The following is a 22245-nucleotide window of genomic DNA, read 5'->3' on the forward strand; positions in this document are numbered from 1 at the left end:
ATCAGTGATCCGTGTAGAACGGGCGCGTTTCGCTTTGCATCGACTCCGTCAATTCGTAGGTCGTCATGTCACTCACCGAGCCGCAGGGCATGGACGAAGGGGATGCCCGGGTGCACGAGCGCGCCTCCTGGGGTCGTGCTCGGCTGAGCACAATGTCGACGACCAGTCGTCCGTCGTCGGCGAACTCTCGATTCACGGCATGCCCCACCACGAGCACGTTCGGCAGGCACTCGCGGATCATCTGGCACTCCCCGCGATCGGTCGAGGACCTGCTGTCGCGCGTGGCGGTGCACGATGGGTATCGATGCGCATCGGCATCGGCATCGGCATCGGCATCAGCAACGGGACTTGCGGTCACGATTCGCCGCTCAGGAGCAGGGCGTTGAACGGGCTTCCGGGGAGATCGAGGTCGGCCCCTGGCCCGATTCTCACCAGCATTCCGGAATCGGGGTCGCTCACATGATTGCGAGGTGTCGCGGAGTAAACGTTCCGCCCGAACGTCGGGAAGCGAACTCGCGGCGCAACGTCTTCGAATCGAGCTCTCCCATCCAGACGAGCCCCGTATCCAACATGCAGGTGACCAAGAGTGTCGACGTACTCGACTCGCTGGAAGGTCCGCGGCACCTGGGCAGTATCGCTGGGGGAAGACAAGACATCCGCCAAGCGAGCAAGTACTAGGCAGAGGGCGATCCGGGACGCAAGTGGGCCGGCCGGGATCTCGCGGACGAGGTCGTGCGTGAAGGGGAGATCGGTAGTGTCGCCCGAGTTCTTGACATGGACCGGGGTACTGGTGGTGATCTCCGCAGGTAGTTCGGCGTGTCGCGCGAAAGGAACGTAGGGCGGGAGCGGTGCTTCGCGGAGGTTACCGTCGTCATCGCGCCAGGATGTCTGGAGGTCGTCAGGGATGTCTTCTTCCCCAACGACGACGAGTGATCGGTCGTACAGGCTCCAGTAGGTATCGCAAGCCACGCAGCGGAAGTACTCACTCTGCTGCACCCGACTCACCCCGATGGAGAGCTCGACGCGGCCGTGACGTTGCGTCGCCGCGGTGCAGACGGAGCACCCTGGCTCGATGAGTCCGGCCGCTGGCCTCAACCCAGCCGCCGGATGTAGTCAGCAATGGAGGTAGGCAGGAATTCCATGCCGAGTTCGAACGTCCGAGGATTCAGGACGACGCCGAACTCGGGGCGCAGTCGGCGGAAAAGCTCCCCGCCCGTCATGAGCAAGAAGTAGCCGGCCTTCTCCCCGACCTCACCGATCCGGCTTGGATCGGAGAACGCCGCCACCATCGGGGTTCCGTCACGGTCGAACAGCACGGGTGCGAGATCCTCGAAACCCTTGGCGGGAGTCGCTGACGACACCGCAATCGGCGTGTTCCATACCGCGTCCGCCACGACAAACTGGTCCGCTCGCCCGGCCCGTCCCTCAAGGATCAGCTGTTCCAACCGGTTGCGGGGTTCTACCTGGGCAGCTTCATCCAAAGCGGCGGACCACCATTCGTTCTCCGTTGTCCATGAGCTGGAACACCTCAGACCCTGCCGGAACTGGGCGACCACCGTCGATCACGAACTCGCGTGTCTCGTTGATCATGTGCCCTTCCTCGAACGCCACGGCGGTGTGCCCCCCGGGCGTGTAGTTGAGGTTCCCACCAGCATCCGCTGCCGAAGGGAGCCGGGGGGAGGTTCCTTCCAGAGGGAACCGAATCCCGTACACAGGCTCATTGTGCATCACAGCCTGGCGTACAGAGGGGGCCAAGCCTGTCTGCACCATGGCATCGATGGGGTTGTGCACGTACTGCAGAGCGTCCTCTTCCGGCATGAGGAAGAAAGGCCCGCCGGGAGCGCCGATGGTGCTGTCGCCGGCTTCGTAGTAGGCGTGGTAGCTCGTTGCGTCGAAGTAGGAGTGCCCCATCCCCTCGACTGACGCACGCTCGCGCTCGCCCTTCTGGAACGCCTGAGTCATGCGCTCGATCACGACGGATGCCTTGGTCTTCAGCGCCGTGTTCAGACCTCGGATGCCCGTGATCGCTCTCTGCCCCGCTCCGACGACGCGCGCAGCAGTGTTGGAGAGTGCTGCGAGCTTGGTCGCTCCCTCAGCAAGACGCGCGGTTCGAGCTGCAGCGGCGACCGCGCCGCCTGCGGGGACGCAGTCGAGCAGGGAGAACGCAAGGTCCCACCCGTCGGCTTCGCCCTTGCTCATCTTGTACAACGTGTCCGCCAACACCACGAGCGCGATCGCCGCGATGATCAACGTCCACGGCCCCGGGATGATCATCGCGATGATCCCACCCACCGCCACAACGACCTTCGCCACCGACACGATGGTCTCCCACGCCTCGGACCCGAAGATCTTGTCCCACGTGGACTGCTTCCCGAGGCCCGCGTCGGCAGCTTCACCGATCTTCGTCGCGGTCCGCTGCTCCGCGTCCTGCCAATCACCCTTCGCATCCGCCACGAGCCGCTTCGCCGCATCGATCCGCGACTGCGCCGCCGAGATGTCCCCCTGCGCCGACGACACCGACCCCTGCGCGACGGACGCGTTGTCGGACGCTGCCCGCAACTGCGCCGGCGAGGGAACATCCACCCCGTCCGGCACGTCGGAACCCGCCGGGTACTTGTCCGCGACCTTCGACAGGTCCTTCGACGCGGACTCGTAGTGCGACAGCGTCGACTGCGCATCCGCCAACCGGTCCTGCGCCGCGGCGAGGTCCCCGGTGGCGTCCTTCGCATCCGCCAACGCACCATCAGCCCGGTACTGGGTGTCATCGACCGTGTCAGCCCACCCCGACAACGCCGTCGCGGCGAGTTCGTACGAATCGACGAGCTTGGTCAGGTCCGACGGGGTGTCCTCGATCGCGTCGACGAACACATCAGCGGCCTCACCCTCCCAGTCGGTCAGCCACCCGGACCCCTTCACCGACTTCAGCCGGGTCGAGGCGTCATCGGCCGCGTCGGAGATGCGCTGGTACTCCCGCGCCATCATCCGCAACGTCGACGGATCACCCTTGACCGGATCATCACCCTGATCGACAACGTCCCACCCCGACGGTCGCCCCACGACTACTGCGCCCTCGAGGCAGCGGGTCCGCCGCCGCCGTTCTCGTCGTTGACCTGCAGGGCCTGTGCCAGCTGCTCGTCGGTCTCGGTGTAGGTCTCGATGGACGAGCTCAGCATGTCCGCCAACGCCTTCGTCGACTCGCTGATCTTGTCCCGCTTGTCGCCCCAGCGGTGGTCGAAGTCGTGCAGAGCGTTCTGCACCGTCCCCGAACCGATCTCGTCGTCGGACGCGTCGACACGCTTGTGCGCCTGCTCGAGCGTGCTGTGCACGGTCGTCAGGTCGTTCTGGAGCTCCCCGAGCCCCATCAGGTCAACCAGCAGTTTGCCTGCCACGGAACAATCCCTCCCCGATCACGAACCGGCGCCGTCAGGACGGCGCCACAGGAACCGCGACGACCCCGTGCCCCACGCGATCGCGGGGCACGGGGTCGACGACGGTGTCAGCCCTTGAGGCCGGAGGCGAGCGACTCGTCCGTCTCGGACAGGGTCTGCGAGGCCTTGGAGAGGAACGTGGAGAGGCCTTCGAGCCCCTGGACCGTCTGGGTCACGCCACGGTTGAACTCGTCGTAGGACTCGCCGAACGCGACCGACGACTTGTCGGTGACGTAGCCGTCCGAGATGAGCTGCTGGATCTTGCGCTGCAGTGCCGACAGACGGTCTTCGATGTCTGCCTGGCCCGCCTTGAGGTCGGAGGCTGCTGCCTCGAGGTCTGCGTACGAGACGTTGATGTTCGCCACGGTGTGACTCCCTTTCCCCGGAGTTTCGTTTGTCCCCCCAACGGGGCGTGTTGCAGGGGACACTACCATCGTCCTGCGACACGAAGTCAACGCTACGGGGGAATGCCATGACCTTCACGTTCACGATGGTCGACCGCGAGAGCGGCCAGACCGCGAACGTCTACGTGGACGGCGACGACTCCCGGGCGGTGCGCGAGCTGGTGGCCGAGGCCGAGCGCCTCATCGCCACGGACGTCGTCGCCTCCGGCCGGACCCCCGTGTACTTCGTCGGGGAGCAGCCGCTCGACCTCTCGGCGTCGGTCGCCGAGTCGGGCGTCCGCGAGGGCGTGGTGGTGCGCCGGAGCCTCGAACAGGTGCCGCCGCCGCCGCTCCGCCCGCTGACCGACGCCGAGGTCCGGATCGTGTCCGGGCTGCACGCGGGGACGATCGTGCGGGTCAGCACCGGCACGGTGACCATCGGCACGGCACCGTCCGCGCACGTGCGGGTTCCGGTGAGCACCACGGACGAGGTCGAGGCCGAGGCGTCGGGGTCCGACACGGTGCCGGAGATCGCCCTGCTCGTCACGGTGACGGCCGACGGCGCGAAGGTGCGCCCGGCGAACGGCTACTCCGGGGCGCTGCTGGACGGCGAGCCGGTCACCGAGGAGACCGACTGGCCCGAGACCGCACAGCTCGCGGTCGGCGGGGTCCTGCTCGGCTTCGGCCGCGCCCCGAACCGCGGCGCCCACCTGTCCCTGGCGGACGACGGCATGTCGCTCGAGTACAACCGGCCGCCGCGCATCCTGCCGCCGGACGAGCACACCCGCTACCAGCTGCCCCCGCCGCCGACCGAGCCCCCGGCCCGGGCGCTCCCCATCCTGATGGCGCTGGCGCCGATGGGCATGGCGGTCATGTTCGTGTCGACCACCGGTCGCTGGATCTACCTGCTCATCGCCCTGCTGTCGCCGATCCTGATGATCATCACGGGCCTCCAGGGCCGCCGGCAGGGCAAGAAGACGTACCGACAACGCGTCGTGGAGTACGAGGACACCAAGGCGCGGATCGAGGCGGACGCGACCGAGAGCCTCCAGTCCGAACGTGCACGCTGGATCGCGAGCGCGCCGGACCCCGCCGCCGTCTACGAGACGGCGGTCACGCCCCTGCCGCGCCTGTGGGAGCGACGCCGGACGGATCCGGACCACCTGCTGGTCCGCGTCGGCACGGCGACGCAGCGCTCCGAGGTGACCATCGAGGACCCGGAGCAGCTGTCCCACAAGCGGACCGTCGCGTGGGACGCGACGGACGTGCCGGTGCGCATCCGCCTGGCCGAGCGCGGCGTGATCGGCATCGCCGGTCCGGACGACGACGCCCGACGACTCGCGAACTGGGTGGTCGCGCAGCTCGCCACGCTGCAGAGTCCGAAGGACGTCACCTTCACGCTGCTCACCGACACCACACGCACGTCGCTGTGGGAGTGGATGTCCTGGCTGCCGCACGTCCGCCGCGACGGTGCGGACCAGCCGATGACGAGCATCGCCTCGAACGCCGCGTCGACCGCGCGGGCGATCGCCGAGCTCGCCGCGATCATCGACGCCCGCAAGGAAGCCGGGATCGGCAAGAAGACCCCGCCGGCCGACGAGATCGTCGTCGTGATGGACGGCGCACGCCGGCTCCGCGCGATGCCCTCGCTCGTGCAGGTGCTCAAGGAGGGGCCGTCGGTCGGGGTGTTCAGCATCTGCCTCGACCTGGACGAGCGGCTCCTGCCCGAGGAGTGCGACGCCGTGGTGGTCGTCCGCGACGACCGGGTGCGGGTCACCCAGCAGCGCAGCGAGCGCATCGACGACGCACGCCCGGACCTGGTCGACCAGGACTGGCTCGAGTGGGTCGCCCGGTCGCTGTCCCCGATCGTCGACGCCAGCCCGGACGTGCAGGACGGCGCCATCCCGTCGTCCGCTCGCCTGCTCGACGTGCTCCAGCTCGAACCGCCGACGTCCGAGGCCGTTCAGGCACGCTGGCTGCTCGGCGGCCGCAGCACCACCGCCGTGGTGGGGGCGTCGATCGACGGGCCGTTCGCGATCGACCTGCGGAACGACGGCCCGCACGGCCTGGTCGCCGGGACCACCGGTTCCGGCAAGTCGGAGCTGCTGCAGACGATCGTGGCGTCCCTCGCCGTGGCGAACCGGCCGGACGAGATGAACTTCGTGCTCGTCGACTACAAGGGCGGCGCGGCCTTCAAGGACTGCGTCGACCTGCCGCACACGGTCGGCATGGTCACCGACCTCGACACGCACCAGGTCGAGCGCGCGCTCGAGTCGCTCGGCGCCGAGCTCCGCACCCGCGAGCACGCTCTGGCCGAGGTCGGGGCGAAGGACCTGGAGGACTACCAGGACCTGCAGGCCAAGCGCGCGGCGAACGGGGACACGATCCCGAGCCTGCCGCGGCTGCTCATCGTCATCGACGAGTTCGCCTCGCTCGCCCGCGAGCTGCCCGACTTCGTGAAGGGCCTGGTGAACATCGCCCAGCGCGGTCGCTCGCTCGGCATCCACTTGATCCTCGCCACGCAACGTCCTGGCGGCGTCGTGTCGCCCGAGATCCGCGCGAACACGAACCTCCGCATCGCGCTGCGCGTCACCGACCAGTCGGAGAGCCAGGACGTCATCGGCGCGAACGACGCCGCGCGGATCGCCAAGTCGACCCCGGGGCGCGCCTACGTGCGGCTCGGCGCTGCCTCGCTGCTGCCGTTCCAGTCCGGTCGTGTGGGTGGGCGCCGGCCCGGCTCGGACGACCAGGAGGCCCGCCCCGCCCTGGTCCGCGAGCTCACGTTCGCCTCGTACAGCGATCCAGCCCCCCGCCCGGCCGCCGTCGAGGCCGCGGCCAGCGACGTGGAGGTCACCGACCTGAGCGTCCTCGTCGCGTCGATCGACGACGCCACCCGCGCCCTCGGCACCCCCGAGCAGCGGAAGCCCTGGTTGCCGCCGCTCGGCGAGGTCGTCGGGCTCGACGACGTCGAGGCGACCGGCACCGGCGACCTGGCACCCCTGGCGGTCGCCTGGGGCGTCGAGGACCACCCGGGTGACCAGCGGCAGCGCCCGGCGGTGTTCGACCTCGACGCGGACGGTCACCTGTTCGTCATCGGCTCGCCGCGCTCGGGTCGCAGCCAGACGCTCCGCACCCTGGCCGGCGCGATGGCCCTGCGGCTCGGCGTCGGCGACGTGCACATGTACGGGATCGACTGCGGCAACGGTGCCCTGCTGGCCCTCGGGGCGCTGCCGCACTGCGGTGCCGTGGTGCAGCGGCACGAACCCGACCGGGTCTCACGGCTGCTCGGCATCCTGCTCCGCACGGTGCAGGAGCGCCAGGCCGCCTTCGCCGCCGGCGGGTACTCGTCGATCGCGGAGCAGCGGACCGATGCGGGCACCGTGCCGATGCCGCACATCGTCGTGTTCCTCGACCAGTGGGAGAGCTTCATGGCGACCCTGGCGGACGCCGAGAACGGTGCGCTGCACGACGCCGTCCAGACCCTGCTGCGCGAGGGCGTCGGCGTCGGCGTGCACCTGGTCGTCTCCGGCGACCGCACCCTGACGTCCGGCCGGATGTCGAGCCAGGTGGAGCGGAAGCTGCTGCTCGCCCTGGCCGACCGTGGCGACTACAACTACGAGGGCATCAACGGCAAGAAGCTGCCGGAGTCGATCCCACCCGGGCGCGGGTTCCGCAACGCCACGGCGACCGAGACCCAGGTCGCCGTGCTGCCCGGTGGACTCGGGGGCCGTGACCAGGCCGCCGCGCTCCGGGGCATCGGTGACGAGGTCCGTGCGCACGTGCCGGCCGACGCCCCGAAGCCGTTCCGCATCGACGTGCTCCCGCGCTCCATCACCTTCGCGGACGCCGTGCGGTACCTGCCGTCGGCCGAGGCATCGGTCGGCCGGGTCGCACTCGGTGTCGGCGGCGACGAGCTCCGGCTGTTCACGCACGACTTCGTGCAGGACACCCCGGTCTTCATCGTCGGCGGCAGCCCCCGCTCGGGCAAGAGCACCGCGCTCGTCGCGATGGCCCGCCACGTGCTGTCGGCGGGTGGGTCGGTCGTCGCGGTGACACCGCGGGAGTCCCCGCTCCGAGCACTCGACGGAGCCCCTCGCGTCACGGTCGTGACCGACGGCGGCATCGGCGCCGAGGGGCTGTCCGCCGCGATCGACACCGGCTCGGACGGCTTCACGCTCGTGCTGGTCGACGACGCCGAGGCCCTGAAGGAGTCGCCGGCCGAACCGGTGTTCCGGGCGATCATGGACTCCGACCGGGGTCGCTCGGTCGGGCTCGTCCTGGCCGGTGACGTCGAGGGCGTGGCGAGCGGGTTCCGCGGCTGGCAGGTCGACGCGAAGAAGGCCCGTCGGGGCATGTTGCTCGCGCCGCTCAGCACCGTCGACGGCGACCTGATCGGCACGAAGCTGTCGAAGAGCCTGGTCACCCAGGACCGCGTCGCGGGTCGGGCGCTGCTGAACGACGCCGACCAGGCGCTCCGACTCGTGCAGGTACCGGCCGGCGACTAGCGTCGGTCGCGGGTCGTCGGCCGCGGGGGGCACCGGCCGCGGGGCGCCGGCCGCGGGGTCGCAGTCCGGAGCCTGCGCACCCCGGAGCCGGCCCGGTCCGGGGCCCGCTCAGCCCAGCGGCGTCTCGCTGACGAGTCCGACAGCGGGTTCGGCGCGGAGCGTGTGCCCACCGAACACCACGGTGTCGCCGGGCTGCACGGTCGTGCGCTGCGACGGCACGAGCATCGCCGCGGGGAACCCCGGGCGCTGCAGCTCGACGCCGTTCGCCGAAGCGGTGTCGAGCACCCAGAGGGAGCCCTCGGCACCGAACCCGAACTCCAGGTGGGTGCGGCTGAGCAGCCGCTCCGGGTCCTCCAGAGCGATCATGTGGGCGTGACCGCCGTCCGGGTGGGCGCTCGCGGGGTCACGGCCGATCAGCCCTCCACCCGACACGGTCACCCGCTGGGCACCGTCGAGGACGAGCACGGCAGCCGCTGCCTGGCGGGCGGGGGCGGCGTCACGACGGGCGGTGGTGCCGCCGGACGACCCGAGCGGTCGGCCGGGCATCTGCGCCACGGTCGCCCGGACCCGGTCGGCACTCGCACGCGGAGCCGGCGGTGGCGTGGTGACCGACCGGGCGAGCTCGCCACGCTGGGCCATCTGTGCCAGGTCACGCTCGCCGACCCGCTCGACGACGGGTTCGACGACCTTGCGCTTCTTCCGGAACGGCCAGAGGCGCATCAGGACGCCTCGCTGCCGACCGCGGCGGAGTCGATGAGCTCGAAGGTGTCGGTCACGGTCTCGAACAGTTCGTACAGGGGCTCGGCCAGGTCGGTCGCGGGCGACGAGACGCTGACCAGGGCGACCTGGTCGCCGGCGGGCACGAACGTCTGCATGAGCACGACGTCGAACGACCCGCGGCCGTCCGGTGCCTGCACCGTCGAGACACCCCAGACGCGCGGCACCCGGCCGACGCGGGGGACCTCGTGCACGTCGACGTGCATGCCGTCGTCGTCACCGCCGAGTGCTGCGACGTGGTCGGTGAGCGCGGCGAGCGGGTCGCCGCCGGCCTCGGGCGCGGGCAGGACCGTCACGGTGAGCGCACCGGAGACGATGCCGTCCTCGCTCGGCTCGGCGAACGCGGCGCAGTACCGCGCGCCGCTGTCCCACGCCGAGCGGGCGAACCGGCGGAGCACCCGGACGATCTCGGTGCGGTGGTCCCACAGTTCCCGGTGGTCCTCGATGCGTTCCTGCACGAGGGCGCTGATCCGGTCGTCGCGGCGTTCCGGTTCGACCGGGAGCTCGAACCAGGACCGCGGGACCGTGATGGCGAAGTGGTCGACCGACATGCCCGCTACCGTACAGTGGCGTACCGCCTCGCGGTCCGCCGCATCGCACGCAGCAGCAGCGGACCCGGCAGCCGCAGCAGCACCCTCGGCACGAGCGCCCGCACCCCGGCCACCACACGGACTGTGCGCCGGAAACGCCGTTCCTCCCGCGGCCCCCAGGCGAAGCCGTACGCCGTGCGCACCCGTTCCGGCAGCATCCCCACGGTCACGATGCGGACGAGGGGCATCGCCGCCCGCACCCACAGCGGCGCGAACCGCGGGTGCAGCAGGTCGCGGACGACCCCACGGGCGTCGTCGGTGACCTCGAGCCCCTCCAGCGTCCGCTGCCAGTACCGGTCGAACGCCGCCACCGAGGTCGGCCAACGCTCCGGCGGCACCCGCAGCGCGGTCGCGATCGGGGCGTAGGCGGCGAGGACCTGCTCGGCGCGGGCCGCGGAGACGCGTGTGCCGAACAGGTCGTGCGCCCGCCGGGCGGAGTCGAACAGGGTCGCGGCCACCCAGAGTTGCCGGTCGACGTCGTCGGCGCCGGCGACGGGCCGGTGCGCACGGTTGACGAAGCCGGCCGCGGTCGCCGAGTCGGTCTCCGTGCCGATGACGACGGCGTAGACGAACATCAGGGTGTGCGCGAGCCGCTGCTGGGGTCGCCGGGCGAAGTCCGAGTGCCGTCGGACACCGGCCGCGACGACCGGGTCGGCGATCTGCAGCAGGATGGCGCGGCCGCCCGCGGCCACGGGGGTGCTGTCGGCGAGGAACCGACGCAGGTGACGGTCGTGGACGCGCCCAGCAGGCGGACGGGAGGCACGGTGCGGGTCGTGTGTCGCGCCTCCAGGCCGTGGGGTGGTCACGCCGCCCCCCGTCGGCGTCGCGCCCGCAGGACGGGCCACAGGTCCGCGGCGATCGCCGCCAGGAGCGCGACCGCGCCGACGACCAGGGCGACCAGTGCGGACGAGGCACCGACGGGCGCGTCACCGGTCAGGGCGAGGAGCGTCGCGACGAGCCAGATCGCGGGGAGCGGCCAGAGGCGGGTCGGTGATCCGGTGACGACCGCACCGACGACGCCGACGACGAGGAGCGGCACCCAGCGGCCACCGGGCTCCGAGCGGGCGGCGAGGTGTGCCGCGGCGGCGACCAGCAGCATCGCCGCGACCGCCAGCAGCCGCGCTGCCGAGGGCATGCTGCGGACGCTGGAGCGGACTCGTCGGAACACGGCCCGATGCTACCGAGCCGTGTTCCGGGGGAGCCTGATCAGCTCAAAGATCAGCGCTCAGAGCGGCTTCGTGCCGAGGTCGTTGCCGAGGTCGGCGCGGTCCTCGTCCTGCTCGTTCTCGTGCTCCCACAGGTCGGGCGAGCCCTCGCGCGGGGATCCGCCGGTCGGACCGTCGTCGGAGCCGTCACCGGGCTGCGGCTCCACCGTCTCGCCGGCGACCGCGTCGTTCGTCACCGTCTCGAGGGACTCCTCGGCCTCGTCCACCTCGTACGGGCCGACGTGCTCACGGTCGATGTCGTCGTCGCGACGCTGCTGGGACTCGAAGTCGTCGACGGGGCTGATGCCGGGGTCGCTCATGGTGGTTCCTTTCCGTTGCGGGCTTCCTGCCTACCCGCCGGCGCTTGGCGGCCGTCCGGTTTCGTGTCGTGTTCACCCGGGCGTCACCTTCCGGTCACACCGCCACGGCAGCATCGCCGATGCTCGGGGGAGTGGAGCGCGGTCGCCGACGGGTGGTCGAGCGACCGCGCCTTCCCCGCCCGGGCCGGCCGGGCCGTCCGGGCCCGTGCGCCGGCCGCCGGTGCGCTTCGTCCGTGCCGCTGTCAGACGCGTTCGAGCAGGTCGCGTTGCTCGACGTCGGCGAGTGCGAGGGTGCGGTAGCCGGCGGACTCGAAGAACACCGTGATGCGGTCCTCTTCCGTGCTCATCACCACGCCCGTGCCCCACTCGGCGTGCTCGACGCGGGCATCCGGCGGCCACGCTTCGTCGTTCGCACCGTCGGCGACGTGGGCGGAGGCCTCGCGTGCCGTGCCGGACGAGCAGGTGTCGCAGTTCCCGCACGGCTCCGGCAACTCGTCGCCGAAGTAGCCGAGCAGGAACTGCCGGCGGCACCCGGTCGTCTCGGCGAGCTGGCGCATCATCGCGATGCGGGACTCCTCGACCCGTTCCCGTTCGGCAGCACGGTCGGTGGTGGCACGTGCCGCACGGTCGGCGTCCTGCGGGCCGTCGGGCACCCGGGAGACACCGTCCACGTCGTCGCGCAGGGCGCCAGCGTCGAGCAGGGCGTTGAGTGCTCGACCGGCGGTGCGGGCCGACAGGCCGGCGGCCTCCACCAGTGCGGAGCGGCCGATCGAGCCGGTCGCCGGGACGGCGTCGAACACGGCCCGGACCGAGGCGGGCCGCGGCGAGCCGGACGCGAAGAACGTGCGCAGGCCGAAGTCCTCGGCGCGGTAGTGCAGAGTGGCGCCGGCCGGTTCGGCATCCCGCCCGGCCCGCCCGATCTCCTGGTAGTAGGCGTCGATCGACTCGGGGACGTCGGCGTGCACGACGTACCGGACGTCGGGCTTGTCGATGCCCATGCCGAACGCACTCGTCGCGACCACCACGTCGACGTTGCCGTCCAGGAACCCGGTGTGCACGGCCTCGCGCTCCGCCACCCGCATGCCGGCGTGGTACGGCTGCGCGCGGCGACCGCGGGCGGCGAGGGCGTCGGCGTACTCCGTCGTCGCCGCGCGGGTGGCGACGTAGACGACGGTCGGCCCGTCGAGCTCGGCGACCTGGTCGACCACGGCCTGGCGCTTCTCGGCGTCCTCGGCGTGCCGGACCACCTCGAGCCGGATGCCGGGACGGTCGAACCCCGAGGCGAGCACGAACGGGTCGCGCATGCCGAGCCGCTCGACGATGTCGTCCCGCACCGGAGCGGAGCCCGTCGCGGTCAGGGCGAGCACCGGCGGGCGGCCCAGGCGCTCCGCGACCTCGCCGAGCGCCAGGTAGTCCGGTCGGAAGTCATGACCCCACGACGAGATGCAGTGCGCCTCGTCGACGGCGACCAGTGCGACCCCGGCGTCGCGGAGGCGCTCGAGCACGTCGTCCTTCACCAGCTGCTCGGGGGCCAGGAACACGTAGCCGACCTCGCCCGCGGCGACGGCGTCCCACGCGTCGGCGACGTCCCGTGCCTTCTTCGTGGCGTTCAGGGCGACGGCTCTGGGTGCGTCGGGATGGTGCTCGAGCCCGACCACCTGGTCCTCCTGCAGCGCCACGAGCGGGGAGACGACCACGACGAGGCCGTCCAGCCCGAGGCCGGCGACCTGGTAGATCGCGGACTTCCCCGATCCGGTGGGCATGACCGCCAGGGCGTCGCGGCCCTCGAGCACCGCGTCGATGACGGACTCCTGGTCGGGGCGGAGCTTCCAGCCGAAGACCTCGGTGGCGCGGGTACGGAGTTCGGGTTGCACCGATCCACAGTGCCGAGCGCCAGCTCGGGCCGGTCCCAGCGGTGCGCGCAGCGGCTCATGCGCGTCGGGGCGGACCGTGGCCTGGCATCCGTGCACCGGCCGTCCACCGAGCAGCGCTAGGCTGCGTGGCGGCCGTTGTCTCGACATCGAGCGACCCTCGATGTGGAGTGCGCGACCGGGAAACCGATGCCGATCGCACGAACCGTGCGGGAAGAAGAACAGCGTGGATCTTTTCGAGTATCAGGCCAGGGACCTCTTCGAGTCCTACGGCGTCCCCGTGTTGCAGGGGATCATCGCCGACACCCCCGAGCAGGCGAAGGCGGCGGCCGAGAAGATCGGTGGCGTCGTGGTCGTCAAGGCGCAGGTGAAGGTCGGCGGTCGCGGCAAGGCCGGCGGCGTGAAGGTCGCGAAGACCCCGGACGAGGCGTTCGAGCACGCGCAGGCCATCCTCGGCCTCGACATCAAGGGCCACACCGTCCAGCGCGTCATGGTCGCCCAGGGTGCGGACATCGCCGAGGAGTTCTACTTCTCCGTGCTGCTCGACCGGGCCAACCGCTCCTACCTCTCGCTCACCAGCGTCGAGGGCGGCATGGAGATCGAGCAGCTCGCCGTCGAGAAGCCCGAGGCGCTCGCCCGGGTCGAGGTCGACCCGCTGACGGGCATCGACAAGGCCGCCGCGCTCGAGATCGCTCGGCAGGCGAACTTCCCATCGGAGCTGCAGGACGCCGTCGCCGACGTCTTCGTCAAGCTCTACGACGTCTACAAGGGCGAGGACGCGACCCTCGTCGAGGTGAACCCCCTCGTCCGCACCGGCGACGGCCAGATCCTGGCACTCGACGGCAAGGTCTCGCTCGACGAGAACGCCGACTTCCGCCACGAGGGCCACAAGGACCTCGAGGACACCGCCAGCGAGGACCCGCTCGAGGCCAAGGCGAAGGCCCACGGCCTGAACTACGTCAAGCTCGACGGCCAGGTCGGCGTCATCGGCAACGGCGCGGGGCTCGTCATGTCGACGCTCGACGTCGTCGCCTACGCCGGTGAGCGCCACGGCGGCGTGAAGCCCGCCAACTTCCTCGACATCGGCGGCGGCGCCTCGGCCGAGGTCATGGCCAACGGCCTCGACGTCATCCTCGGCGACCCGCAGGTGAAGAGCGTCTTCGTGAACGTCTTCGGCGGCATCACCGCGTGCGACGCCGTCGCGAACGGCATCGTCGCCGCGCTCGGCATCCTCGGCGACGCGGCCACCAAGCCGCTCGTCGTGCGCCTCGACGGCAACAACGTGGAAGAGGGTCGTCGGATCCTGGCGGAGGCAGCGCACCCGCTCGTCACCGTCGCCGCGACCATGGACGATGCGGCCGAGAAGGCCGCCGAACTCGCCGCCGCAGCGGCCTGAAGGGACTGACCATGTCGATCTTCCTCAACAAGGACTCCAAGGTCATCGTCCAGGGCATCACCGGTGGCGAGGGCACGAAGCACACCGCCCTGATGCTCAAGGCCGGCACGAACGTCGTCGGCGGCGTGAACGCCCGCAAGGCCGGCACCACCGTCACCCACGGCGACGTGTCGCTGCCGGTCTTCGGCTCGGTGCGCGAGGCCATCGACACCACCGGTGCCGACGTCTCGATCGTCTTCGTCCCGCCGGCGTTCGCGAAGGACGCGGCGATGGAGGCCATCGACGCCGAGATCCCGCTCGTCGTCGTCATCACCGAGGGCATCCCCGTGCAGGACTCGGCCGAGTTCTGGGCGCACGCCAAGGCGAAGGGAGGAACGACCCGGATCATCGGGCCGAACTGCCCGGGCATCATCACCCCGGGGGAGTCCCTCGTCGGCATCACCCCGGCGACGATCACCGGCAAGGGCCCGATCGGGCTCGTCTCGAAGTCCGGCACCCTGACCTACCAGATGATGTACGAGCTCCGAGACCTCGGCTTCTCGACCGCCATCGGCATCGGCGGCGACCCGGTCATCGGCACGACGCACATCGATGCGCTCGCCGCGTTCGAGGCCGACCCCGAGACCGAGGCCATCGTGATGATCGGTGAGATCGGTGGCGACGCCGAAGAGCGTGCGGCCGAGTTCATCAAGGCGCACGTCACGAAGCCCGTCGTCGGCTACGTCGCGGGCTTCACGGCCCCCGAGGGCAAGACGATGGGGCACGCCGGCGCGATCGTGTCCGGTTCGGCCGGTACCGCCGAGGCGAAGAAGCAGGCGCTCGAGGCCGCCGGCGTCAAGGTCGGCAAGACGCCGTCCGAGACCGCCGCGCTGCTGCGCGAGGTCGTCGCCGCTCGCTAGCGGCCAGCCCGTTCCGCAAAACACCGGTGTTCGTCGGTTGAACCGCGTCCTGCGCGTGTTCGTCCTGCGAACACCGGTGTTTTGCGTCGGCAGCCGCGCGGCTCCGGGGCGGCCGCGCGAGGGGCACGTATCCTCGCTGCGATGAACCGCCTGGGAACCGCTCTGCTCGCCGCGATCGAGGCGGTCGTGACGGTCGGCGTCGGCATCGGGATCGCCCTCGTGCCCCTGACGTTGCTCTGGGGGTTCGAGTACGGCCTGCAGGTCGACTGGGACGTGTTCTGGAAGGCCACCGGCAGCGTGTGGCTCGTCGGACACGGCGTCGACGTCTCGTTCCTGCTCGGGTCCGCACTCGCCAAGAGCACCGGGGTCAGCGGCGCCGCCGACCCCATCCACGTCACCCTGGCGGCCCTCGGGTTCGCGGTCGTGACGGCCTGGCTCGGCGCCCGCGCCGGACGTCGGTTCGCGGAGACCGAGCACCGCACCACCGGGCTGCTGGTCGGGACCGCCGTCGTCGCGCTCCTCGGTCTGGCCGTCGCGCTGTCGTCGACCTCCGCCGCCACCCGCCCCACGCTCTGGCAGGCCGTGGTGCTGCCGGCGCTCTGGTTCGGGATCCCCGCACTCGCCGCGTCCGAGGTCTGCCGTCGTCGCCGTGACCTGCCCGCCGACGCCGGCACCCAGCGCGTCATCGACGTGGTCGACCGCATCCCCGCCGTCTGGCGGGCCGTCGCCGGGTTCGGCCTGCGCGCCGGGACCGCCGCGACCGCCGTGGTCGTCGGCGTGGCCGCGGTGCTCGTCGGCCTGCTCCTCTTCACCTCGTTCGCCGAGGTCATCACCCTGTACGAGCAGTCGCACGCCGGGGTCATCGGCGGCGTCGCACTCACCGTCGGACAGCTCGCCTTCCTGCCGGACTTCGTCGGGTGGGCGACCTCGTGGCTGATCGGCCCCGGGTTCGCCATCGGCACCGGGTCGAGCGTGTCCCCGATCGCCACGACCCTGGGCCCGATCCCCGGGCTGCCGGTCTTCGGCGCGCTGCCGACCTCTGGTCACACCTTCGGGCTCGTCTGGATCCTCGTGCCGGTCATCGCCGGGTTCGCGATCGGCGGCTCGATGCGGCCGCGGTTGGTGCGGGCCCTGGGCACCGCCGACTCCGCGCTGCACCGTGCGCTCGGCGGTGTCGTCGCGGGACTCGTGGCCGGGGTGCTCACGGGGCTCATCGCCTGGGTGTCCTCCGGTTCGTTCGGCCCCGGCCGCCTGGCCGACGTCGGTCCGCACGCCCTCGCGGTCGGCGGGTTCGCCGCACTCGAGATCGGCCTGCCGGCGATCATCGCGCTCGCCGCGGGCAGTGACCTGGTCCGGCTGCCGGACCGCGGATGGACGCGAGAGCGCTGGACCGAGGCCGACGAACCCGACGATGCCCACGACGCGGCGCGCGCCGGGGTCGATGTCGGCGAGGGGTCCCTGCTCGCCGCGCTCGACCAGGCCGGCGCCGGGCGCACCACCGACGTGCACCGCTTCGTGGTCGAGGAGTCCCACGACGGGTCGACCGCTGCACGGCCCCGTGCGACGACCGAACACGTGACCGAGCCGGTCAGCAGTGAGCCGATCGGCAGCGAGCCCGCCTCCGCCCCCGCGCCCGTCGCACCGCGCGCGGGCGACACGGACCACGACGTCGCGCTCCCCGACTGGGCGAAGACCGACGCGGTGGCCGCCGACCGCCTGGCCGCCGACCCCGAACCGGAGCGCCGCAGTGCCGGACGAGCAGCGCTGGGTGGCCTCCGCGACCGCCTGGCCGGTGCGGCCGAGGGCGTCCGGGGACGAGCCGGTGCACTCCGCGACCGCGTGACCGGCTCCGACGCCGAGCCGGAGCAGCCCGGCCCCGAGCGGCCCGCAGCCCAGGCAGCCGCGTCCACATCCGCACCCACCCCGGTGCCGACCGACGCCCAGCCCGCGTTCCCGTGGAGCACCGAGGAGTTCGTGGCCGGCCGCGACGACGTGGACGAAACGGCCGAGGCGGACCGCGTGGACGTCGCGCCCGACACCCGAGCGCCCGCCTCGAAGCCGGCGGAGCCGTCCCGCCCGGCGAAGTGGGACGTCACCGACCAGATCCCCGAGGACGAGCTGCCCTGGTGGCGGCAGCCGAAGGACGACCGGTAACAGCGCCCGTCGCGTGCGTGCCTGCCGGTAGGGTTGGTGCCGTGCTCGAACTGGTCGTCCTGATCTCCGGTACCGGGTCGAACCTCCGAGCCCTGCTCGAAGCGACCTTCGACGCCGAGTACCCCGCCCGTGTCGTCGCCATCGGTGCCGACCGTGACGCCGAGGGTCTCGGCCTGGGCGAGGAGTTCTCGATCCCGACCTTCACGGTGCCGTTCACCCGCTACGACTCCCGCGCCGAGTGGGGCCAGGCCCTGGCGGAGCAGATCCGCCCGTGGTCGCCCGACCTGCTCGTCCTCTCCGGCCTGATGCGCCTGCTGCCCCCGGCCGTGGTGTCCGAGTTCGCCCCGGGGATCATCAACACCCACCCGGCGTACCTGCCCGAGTTCCCCGGCGCCCACGGCGTGCGGGACGCCCTGGCCGCAGGGGTCACCGAGACCGGCGCGAGCGTCATCGCGGTCGACGACGGCGTCGACACGGGGCCGATCCTCGCGCAGGAGCGCATCCCGGTGCTGCCGGGCGACACCGAGTCCACGCTGCACGACCGCATCAAGCCGGTCGAGCGCCGCCTGCTCATCCAGACCATCCTCGACATCGCCAACGGCACCACCGACCTGAAGGGCACCCCGAGCGCATGAGCGTGCACGCAGCCGACCCCAGCCTCTACCGCGACCGTGACGTGGTCCCGGTCCGCCGTGCACTCATCTCGGTGAGCGACAAGTCCGGCCTGCTCGAGCTCGCCGGTGCCCTGGCCGACTCCGGGGTGGAGATCGTGTCGACCGGCTCCACCGCCCAGACCATCCGTGACGCCGGGTACGCCGTCACCGACGTCGCGAGCGTCACCGGGTTCCCGGAATCCCTCGACGGTCGCGTGAAGACGCTGCACCCGTCGGTGCACGCCGGCCTGCTCGCCGACCTGCGGCTCGAGTCGCACGAGCAGCAGCTCGCCGACCTCGACATCGCGCCGTTCGAGCTCGTCGTCGTGAACCTCTACCCGTTCGTCGAGACCGTGGCGTCGGGTGCCGACACCGCGACCGTGGTCGAGAACGTCGACATCGGCGGCCCCGCGATGGTCCGTGCCTCGGCGAAGAACCACCCGAACGTGGCGATCGTCGTCTCCCCGGCGTCCTACCCCGAGGTCGTCGAGGCCGTCCGTGCCGGCGGCACCACGCTCGAGCTCCGGAAGCGCCTCGCCGCCCAGGCCTTCGCGCACACCGCCGCCTACGACACCGCGGTGGCGTCCTACTTCGCGAGCGACGTCGTCACCGCCGCTGCGGCCCCGACGACCGCCGGCGACATCCGGACCCCCGGTGCGTTCGACGAGCACCTGACGGTCGAGGCCGAGCTGTCCGCGACCCTGCGCTACGGCGAGAACGCGCACCAGGCCGCGGCGCTCTACACGACGTCGGACGGCACCGGCATCGCACAGGCGACGCAGCTGCACGGCAAGGAGATGTCGTACAACAACTACGTCGACGCCGACGCAGCGGTCCGTGCGGCCTTCGACTTCGACGAGCCCGCCGTCGCGATCATCAAGCACGCCAACCCGTGCGGCATCGCGATCGCCCCGGCCGACGCCGCCGACCCGATCGCCTCGGCCCACGCCGCCGCGCACGCCTGCGACCCGCTCTCGGCGTTCGGTGGGGTCATCGCCGCGAACCGCCCGGTCACTGTCGCCATGGCCGAGACCGTCAAGGACATCTTCACCGAGGTCGTCGTCGCCCCCGGGTTCGACCCCGAGGCGCTCGAGATCCTGTCGCGCAAGAAGAACATCCGCCTGCTCACGCTGCCGGCCGACTTCGCGCTCGCCGACCGCGAGGTCAAGCAGATCTCCGGCGGCTTCCTGGTGCAGGACGCCGACCGCTTCACGGGCTTCGACCAGGCCACCTGGACCCTCGTCGCCGGCGAGCCCGCCGACGAGCAGACCCTCGCCGACCTGGCCTTCGCGTGGCGTGCGAGCCGTTCGGTGAAGTCGAACGCCATCCTGCTGGCGAACCAGGGCGCGAGCGTCGGTGTCGGCATGGGCCAGGTCAACCGGGTCGACTCCTGCCACCTCGCGGTGAACCGTGCGGGTGACCGTGCGACCGGCAGCGTCGCGGCGTCGGACGCGTTCTTCCCGTTCGCCGACGGCCTGCAGGTGCTGCTCGACGCCGGTGTCCGTGCGGTGGCGCAGCCCGGTGGCAGCGTCCGCGACGACGAGGTCATCGCTGCGGCGAAGGCCGCCGGCGTCACGATGTACTTCACGAGCGAGCGCCACTTCTTCCACTGATGTGAACAATCGGTGGCGAACCATTGCGCGCCGTGAGTCACTGTGAATAGTCTGTAAGGCTCCGCGGCAGGCAGCCGACGATCCCTCGGGACCGGCGGCACCGCGGACACAACGGTGACGAAGACGACGACTGGAGTGACGATGGACAACATGACCGGAACCGTGGCGACGGCCGCCCGTGCAGGTCTCGTGTCCGTCGTGGGGACCACTCCCGCACGGCGATCCCTGATCGCACCGCGGCCCCGCGCCGCGGCCGCCGTCTAGTCGGGCCGTTCCCACGGCCCCGCGACGCAGCACCACCGGCGTCCGCGAACCACCCGCCTGAACCCGGGGGACGACTGTCCCTCGGTGCCTCCGGCCCGACCGACGTCACGCGAGTGACGGCGGAGACGCGACCACGCGCCCGGCCGATGATCACCACGCAACGCCACACCGAGCCTCCAGGCCGAAGCCGCGCGACGCGAGCAAGCAAGCAGCAAGCAAGCAAGCAAGCAGCAAGCAAGCAGCGAGCACGCACCGCGCAGCGCGACCCGGGGACCCGGCAGACGCATGAGGACGCAACGCATGTCCAAGTCGCCCACCACGGCGCGCCCGTCCACCTTCCGCGCGATCGCGCGGATCTACCCCTACGTGAAGCCCTACCAGGGGCGCCTCATCGGCGGCATGGCCGCAGCGATGGGAGCCTCCCTGGTGGCGCTCGCAATCCCCTACGTGCTGCAGTGGCTCGTCGACGGTCCGCTGTCGTCGCGCGACTCGGCACAGATCTGGCCCGCCGGGCTCGGGGTGCTCGCCCTCGGTGTGCTCGAGGCGTTCTTCATCGCCTCGCGCCGCCGGCTGGTGATGCGCCCCTCGACCCGCATCGAGACCAGCATGCGCAACTCGCTCTACGCGAAGCTGCAGGACCTGCCGGTCGCGTTCCACGACCGCTGGGAGTCCGGGCAGCTGCTGTCCCGTTCCGTGTCGGACCTGTCGCTGATCCGGCGCTGGCTGGCCTTCGGCGTCGTCCTGCTCGTCGTCAACATCGTGACGATCGTCGTCGGCTTCGTCGTGCTGTTCACCTTCGGGTGGATCCTCGGGCTGATCTTCCTGATCGCCTCGATCCCGCTGTGGATCAACGGCCTGCTGTTCGAGCGCCGGTACTCCGCCGTCGCACGCCGCAGCCAGGACCAGGTCGGTGACCTCGCCACGAGCGTCGAGCAGTCGGTGCACGGCATCCGCGTGCTCAAGGCGTTCGGTCGCGGCGGCGCGAAGCTCGAGGAGTTCAGCGAGCAGGCCGAGGCCCTGCGCGGCACCGAGATCAAGAAGGCGAAGGCCATCGCCGGCATCTGGCTGTGGCTGCTGCTCGTGCCGGACGTCGCGTTCGCGCTGTGCCTGCTCGCCGGCATCTGGCTCGCGTCGCAGGGGCAGCTCAGCGTCGGGCAGCTGTTCGCGTTCTTCGCGACGGCGACGGTGCTGCGGTTCCCGATCGAGTCGATCGGCTTCCTGCTCTCGATGACGTTCGACACCCGCACGGCGGTCGACCGCTTCTTCGAGGTCATGGACTCCGAGAACACCATCACGGACCCGGAGCACCCGAAGACGATCGCGGAGCCGCACGGTGCCCTGTCGTTCAACGGCGTGCACTTCCGGTACCAGGACTCCGCACCGCAGTACCCGGACCTGATCAACGGCGTCGAACTGCAGCTGCAGCCGGGCGAGACCATGGCGCTCGTCGGGCTCACCGGCTGCGGCAAGACGACACTGCTCTCGCTCGTGCCGCGTCTGTACGACGTGACCGGCGGTTCGGTGACGATCGACGGGGTCGACATCCGCGACCTCACCCGCGAAGAGCTGCGCCGGCACGTCGGCGTCGCGTTCGAGGACGCCACCCTGTTCTCGTCGACCGTGCGTGAGAACGTGCTGCTCGGTCGACCGGACGTGCAGGGTGCCGAGGCCGAGGCGCTCATGCGCGAGGCGCTCGACATCGCGCAGGCGTCCTTCGTGGACGACCTGCCCGACGGCGTCGACACCCGGGTGGGTGAAGAGGGGCTGTCGCTGTCCGGTGGGCAGCGCCAGCGCCTGGCACTCGCCCGCGCGATCGCCGCACGGCCGTCGGTGCTCGTGCTCGACGACCCGCTGTCGGCGCTCGACGTCGACACCGAGGCGCGGGTCGAGGCGGGCCTGCGACGCGTGCTCGCCGACACCACGTCGCTCATCGTGGCGCACCGTCCATCGACGGTGACGCTGGCCGACCGGGTCGCCCTGATGGAGAACGGCGTCGTCACGGCCGTCGGGACCCACCACGACCTGATGGCCACCAACGAGCACTACCGCTACGTCATCTCGTCGCTCGACGACGACGACGCGACCGCACGACAGGAGGCGATGGCATGAGCCAGCAGACCGACCAGAACCTGCCGGGAGGAACGGCGTCCGTCCCGCAGGAAGCTCCGGACGAGCAGGCTGCCGCCC

18 protein-coding genes are annotated in these 22245 nt (G+C 71.3%); 7 read left to right on the top strand and 11 right to left on the bottom strand.

Features of this window, described 5'->3' with window-relative positions:
- Position 1: 1 nt before the first annotated feature.
- The 5 genes from DEJ04_RS05880 to DEJ04_RS05900 all read right to left on the bottom strand — a co-directional run bounded on the left by DEJ04_RS05880 (position 2) and on the right by DEJ04_RS05900 (position 3793).
- Positions 2-358, bottom strand: coding sequence for a hypothetical protein (locus DEJ04_RS05880; RefSeq protein WP_146248434.1), 357 nt, complete (start codon positions 356-358; stop codon positions 2-4).
- A 733-nt stretch (positions 359-1091) separates the two neighbouring features.
- The gene (locus tag DEJ04_RS05885; RefSeq protein WP_111046500.1) at positions 1092-1445 is read right to left on the bottom strand and encodes an SseB family protein; all 354 of its coding nucleotides are present in this window, start codon (positions 1443-1445) and stop codon (positions 1092-1094) included.
- Positions 1446-1473: 28 nt separating this feature from the next.
- Positions 1474-3057, bottom strand: a complete 1584-nt coding sequence (locus DEJ04_RS05890; protein ID WP_146248649.1) for a WXG100 family type VII secretion target — start codon at positions 3055-3057, stop codon at positions 1474-1476.
- A gap of 2 nt (positions 3058-3059) precedes the next feature.
- The gene (locus DEJ04_RS05895; RefSeq protein WP_128780490.1) at positions 3060-3389 is read right to left on the bottom strand and encodes a DUF6507 family protein; all 330 of its coding nucleotides are present in this window, start codon (positions 3387-3389) and stop codon (positions 3060-3062) included.
- Between the two features lie 107 nt (positions 3390-3496).
- A complete protein-coding gene (locus tag DEJ04_RS05900; protein ID WP_071404660.1) occupies positions 3497-3793 on the bottom strand; it encodes a WXG100 family type VII secretion target in 297 nt (98 codons plus the stop codon).
- Positions 3794-3900: 107 nt separating this feature from the next.
- On the opposite strand from DEJ04_RS05900, the gene DEJ04_RS05905 reads away from it, so the two are divergent.
- Positions 3901-8316 carry an FtsK/SpoIIIE domain-containing protein gene (locus DEJ04_RS05905; RefSeq protein WP_111046502.1) on the top strand — a complete coding sequence of 1472 codons (4416 nt, stop codon included), beginning with the start codon at positions 3901-3903 and terminating at the stop codon, positions 8314-8316.
- A 108-nt stretch (positions 8317-8424) separates the two neighbouring features.
- Here the strand turns inward: DEJ04_RS05905 and DEJ04_RS05910 are convergent, their stop codons facing one another.
- From DEJ04_RS05910 to DEJ04_RS05935, 6 genes are all read right to left on the bottom strand, one after another.
- A complete protein-coding gene (locus DEJ04_RS05910; protein ID WP_111046503.1) occupies positions 8425-9036 on the bottom strand; it encodes an FHA domain-containing protein in 612 nt (203 codons plus the stop codon).
- The gene (locus DEJ04_RS05915; protein ID WP_071404663.1) at positions 9036-9644 is read right to left on the bottom strand and encodes a hypothetical protein; all 609 of its coding nucleotides are present in this window, start codon (positions 9642-9644) and stop codon (positions 9036-9038) included. Before DEJ04_RS05915 ends, DEJ04_RS05910 begins: the two co-directional genes overlap by 1 nt.
- Positions 9645-9649: 5 nt before the next feature.
- Positions 9650-10489, bottom strand: a complete 840-nt coding sequence (locus tag DEJ04_RS05920; protein ID WP_181437746.1) for an oxygenase MpaB family protein — start codon at positions 10487-10489, stop codon at positions 9650-9652.
- Positions 10486-10851: a hypothetical protein gene (locus DEJ04_RS05925; protein ID WP_146248650.1), complete on the bottom strand. Its 366-nt coding sequence runs from the start codon at positions 10849-10851 to the stop codon at positions 10486-10488. The genes DEJ04_RS05920 and DEJ04_RS05925 overlap by 4 nt, the downstream gene beginning before the upstream one ends.
- Before the next feature lie 57 nt (positions 10852-10908).
- Entirely contained in the window at positions 10909-11208 is a 300-nt protein-coding gene (locus DEJ04_RS05930; protein ID WP_035809242.1) for a hypothetical protein, read from the bottom strand.
- A 242-nt stretch (positions 11209-11450) separates the two neighbouring features.
- The gene (locus DEJ04_RS05935) at positions 11451-13082 is read right to left on the bottom strand and encodes a RecQ family ATP-dependent DNA helicase (RefSeq protein WP_111046506.1); all 1632 of its coding nucleotides are present in this window, start codon (positions 13080-13082) and stop codon (positions 11451-11453) included.
- Between the two features lie 223 nt (positions 13083-13305).
- Here DEJ04_RS05935 and sucC point away from each other — a divergent pair, with 223 nt between their 5' ends.
- From sucC to DEJ04_RS05965, 6 genes are all read left to right on the top strand, one after another.
- Positions 13306-14475: an ADP-forming succinate--CoA ligase subunit beta gene (gene sucC / locus DEJ04_RS05940; RefSeq protein WP_111024796.1), complete on the top strand. Its 1170-nt coding sequence runs from the start codon at positions 13306-13308 to the stop codon at positions 14473-14475.
- Between the two features lie 11 nt (positions 14476-14486).
- Positions 14487-15374, top strand: a complete 888-nt coding sequence (gene sucD / locus DEJ04_RS05945; protein WP_111046507.1) for a succinate--CoA ligase subunit alpha — start codon at positions 14487-14489, stop codon at positions 15372-15374.
- Between the two features lie 141 nt (positions 15375-15515).
- Entirely contained in the window at positions 15516-17528 is a 2013-nt protein-coding gene (locus DEJ04_RS05950) for a DUF6350 family protein (RefSeq protein ID WP_111046508.1), read from the top strand.
- A 41-nt stretch (positions 17529-17569) separates the two neighbouring features.
- Positions 17570-18163: a phosphoribosylglycinamide formyltransferase gene (gene purN / locus DEJ04_RS05955; RefSeq protein ID WP_071404669.1), complete on the top strand. Its 594-nt coding sequence runs from the start codon at positions 17570-17572 to the stop codon at positions 18161-18163.
- Complete coding sequence (purH, locus tag DEJ04_RS05960) at positions 18160-19794, top strand: bifunctional phosphoribosylaminoimidazolecarboxamide formyltransferase/IMP cyclohydrolase (RefSeq protein WP_111046509.1); 1635 nt, start codon at positions 18160-18162, stop codon at positions 19792-19794. Before purN ends, purH begins: the two co-directional genes overlap by 4 nt.
- 564 nt (positions 19795-20358) lie before the next feature.
- Positions 20359-22167, top strand: a complete 1809-nt coding sequence (locus tag DEJ04_RS05965; RefSeq protein WP_027466673.1) for an ABC transporter ATP-binding protein — start codon at positions 20359-20361, stop codon at positions 22165-22167.
- Positions 22168-22245: the final 78 nt, after the last annotated feature.

Origin of the sequence: Curtobacterium sp. MCLR17_044 (assembly GCF_003234435.1) — a bacterium.
In the GTDB taxonomy this organism is placed as follows: Bacteria; Actinomycetota; Actinomycetes; order Actinomycetales; family Microbacteriaceae; genus Curtobacterium; species Curtobacterium flaccumfaciens.

What these genes read in the sequence shown, in the direction of transcription:
- DEJ04_RS05965 (WP_027466673.1), top strand. Translation starts at nt 20,359, where the DNA reads ATGTCCAAGTCGCCCACCACGGCGCGCCCGTCCACCTTCCGCGCGATC.
- DEJ04_RS05915 (WP_071404663.1), bottom strand. Translation starts at nt 9,644, where the DNA reads ATGTCGGTCGACCACTTCGCCATCACGGTCCCGCGGTCCTGGTTCGAG.
- DEJ04_RS05950 (WP_111046508.1), top strand. Translation starts at nt 15,516, where the DNA reads ATGAACCGCCTGGGAACCGCTCTGCTCGCCGCGATCGAGGCGGTCGTG.
- DEJ04_RS05910 (WP_111046503.1), bottom strand. Translation starts at nt 9,036, where the DNA reads ATGCGCCTCTGGCCGTTCCGGAAGAAGCGCAAGGTCGTCGAACCCGTC.
- purH (WP_111046509.1), top strand. Translation starts at nt 18,160, where the DNA reads ATGAGCGTGCACGCAGCCGACCCCAGCCTCTACCGCGACCGTGACGTG.
- DEJ04_RS05905 (WP_111046502.1), top strand. Translation starts at nt 3,901, where the DNA reads ATGACCTTCACGTTCACGATGGTCGACCGCGAGAGCGGCCAGACCGCG.
- DEJ04_RS05930 (WP_035809242.1), bottom strand. Translation starts at nt 11,208, where the DNA reads ATGAGCGACCCCGGCATCAGCCCCGTCGACGACTTCGAGTCCCAGCAG.
- sucD (WP_111046507.1), top strand. Translation starts at nt 14,487, where the DNA reads ATGTCGATCTTCCTCAACAAGGACTCCAAGGTCATCGTCCAGGGCATC.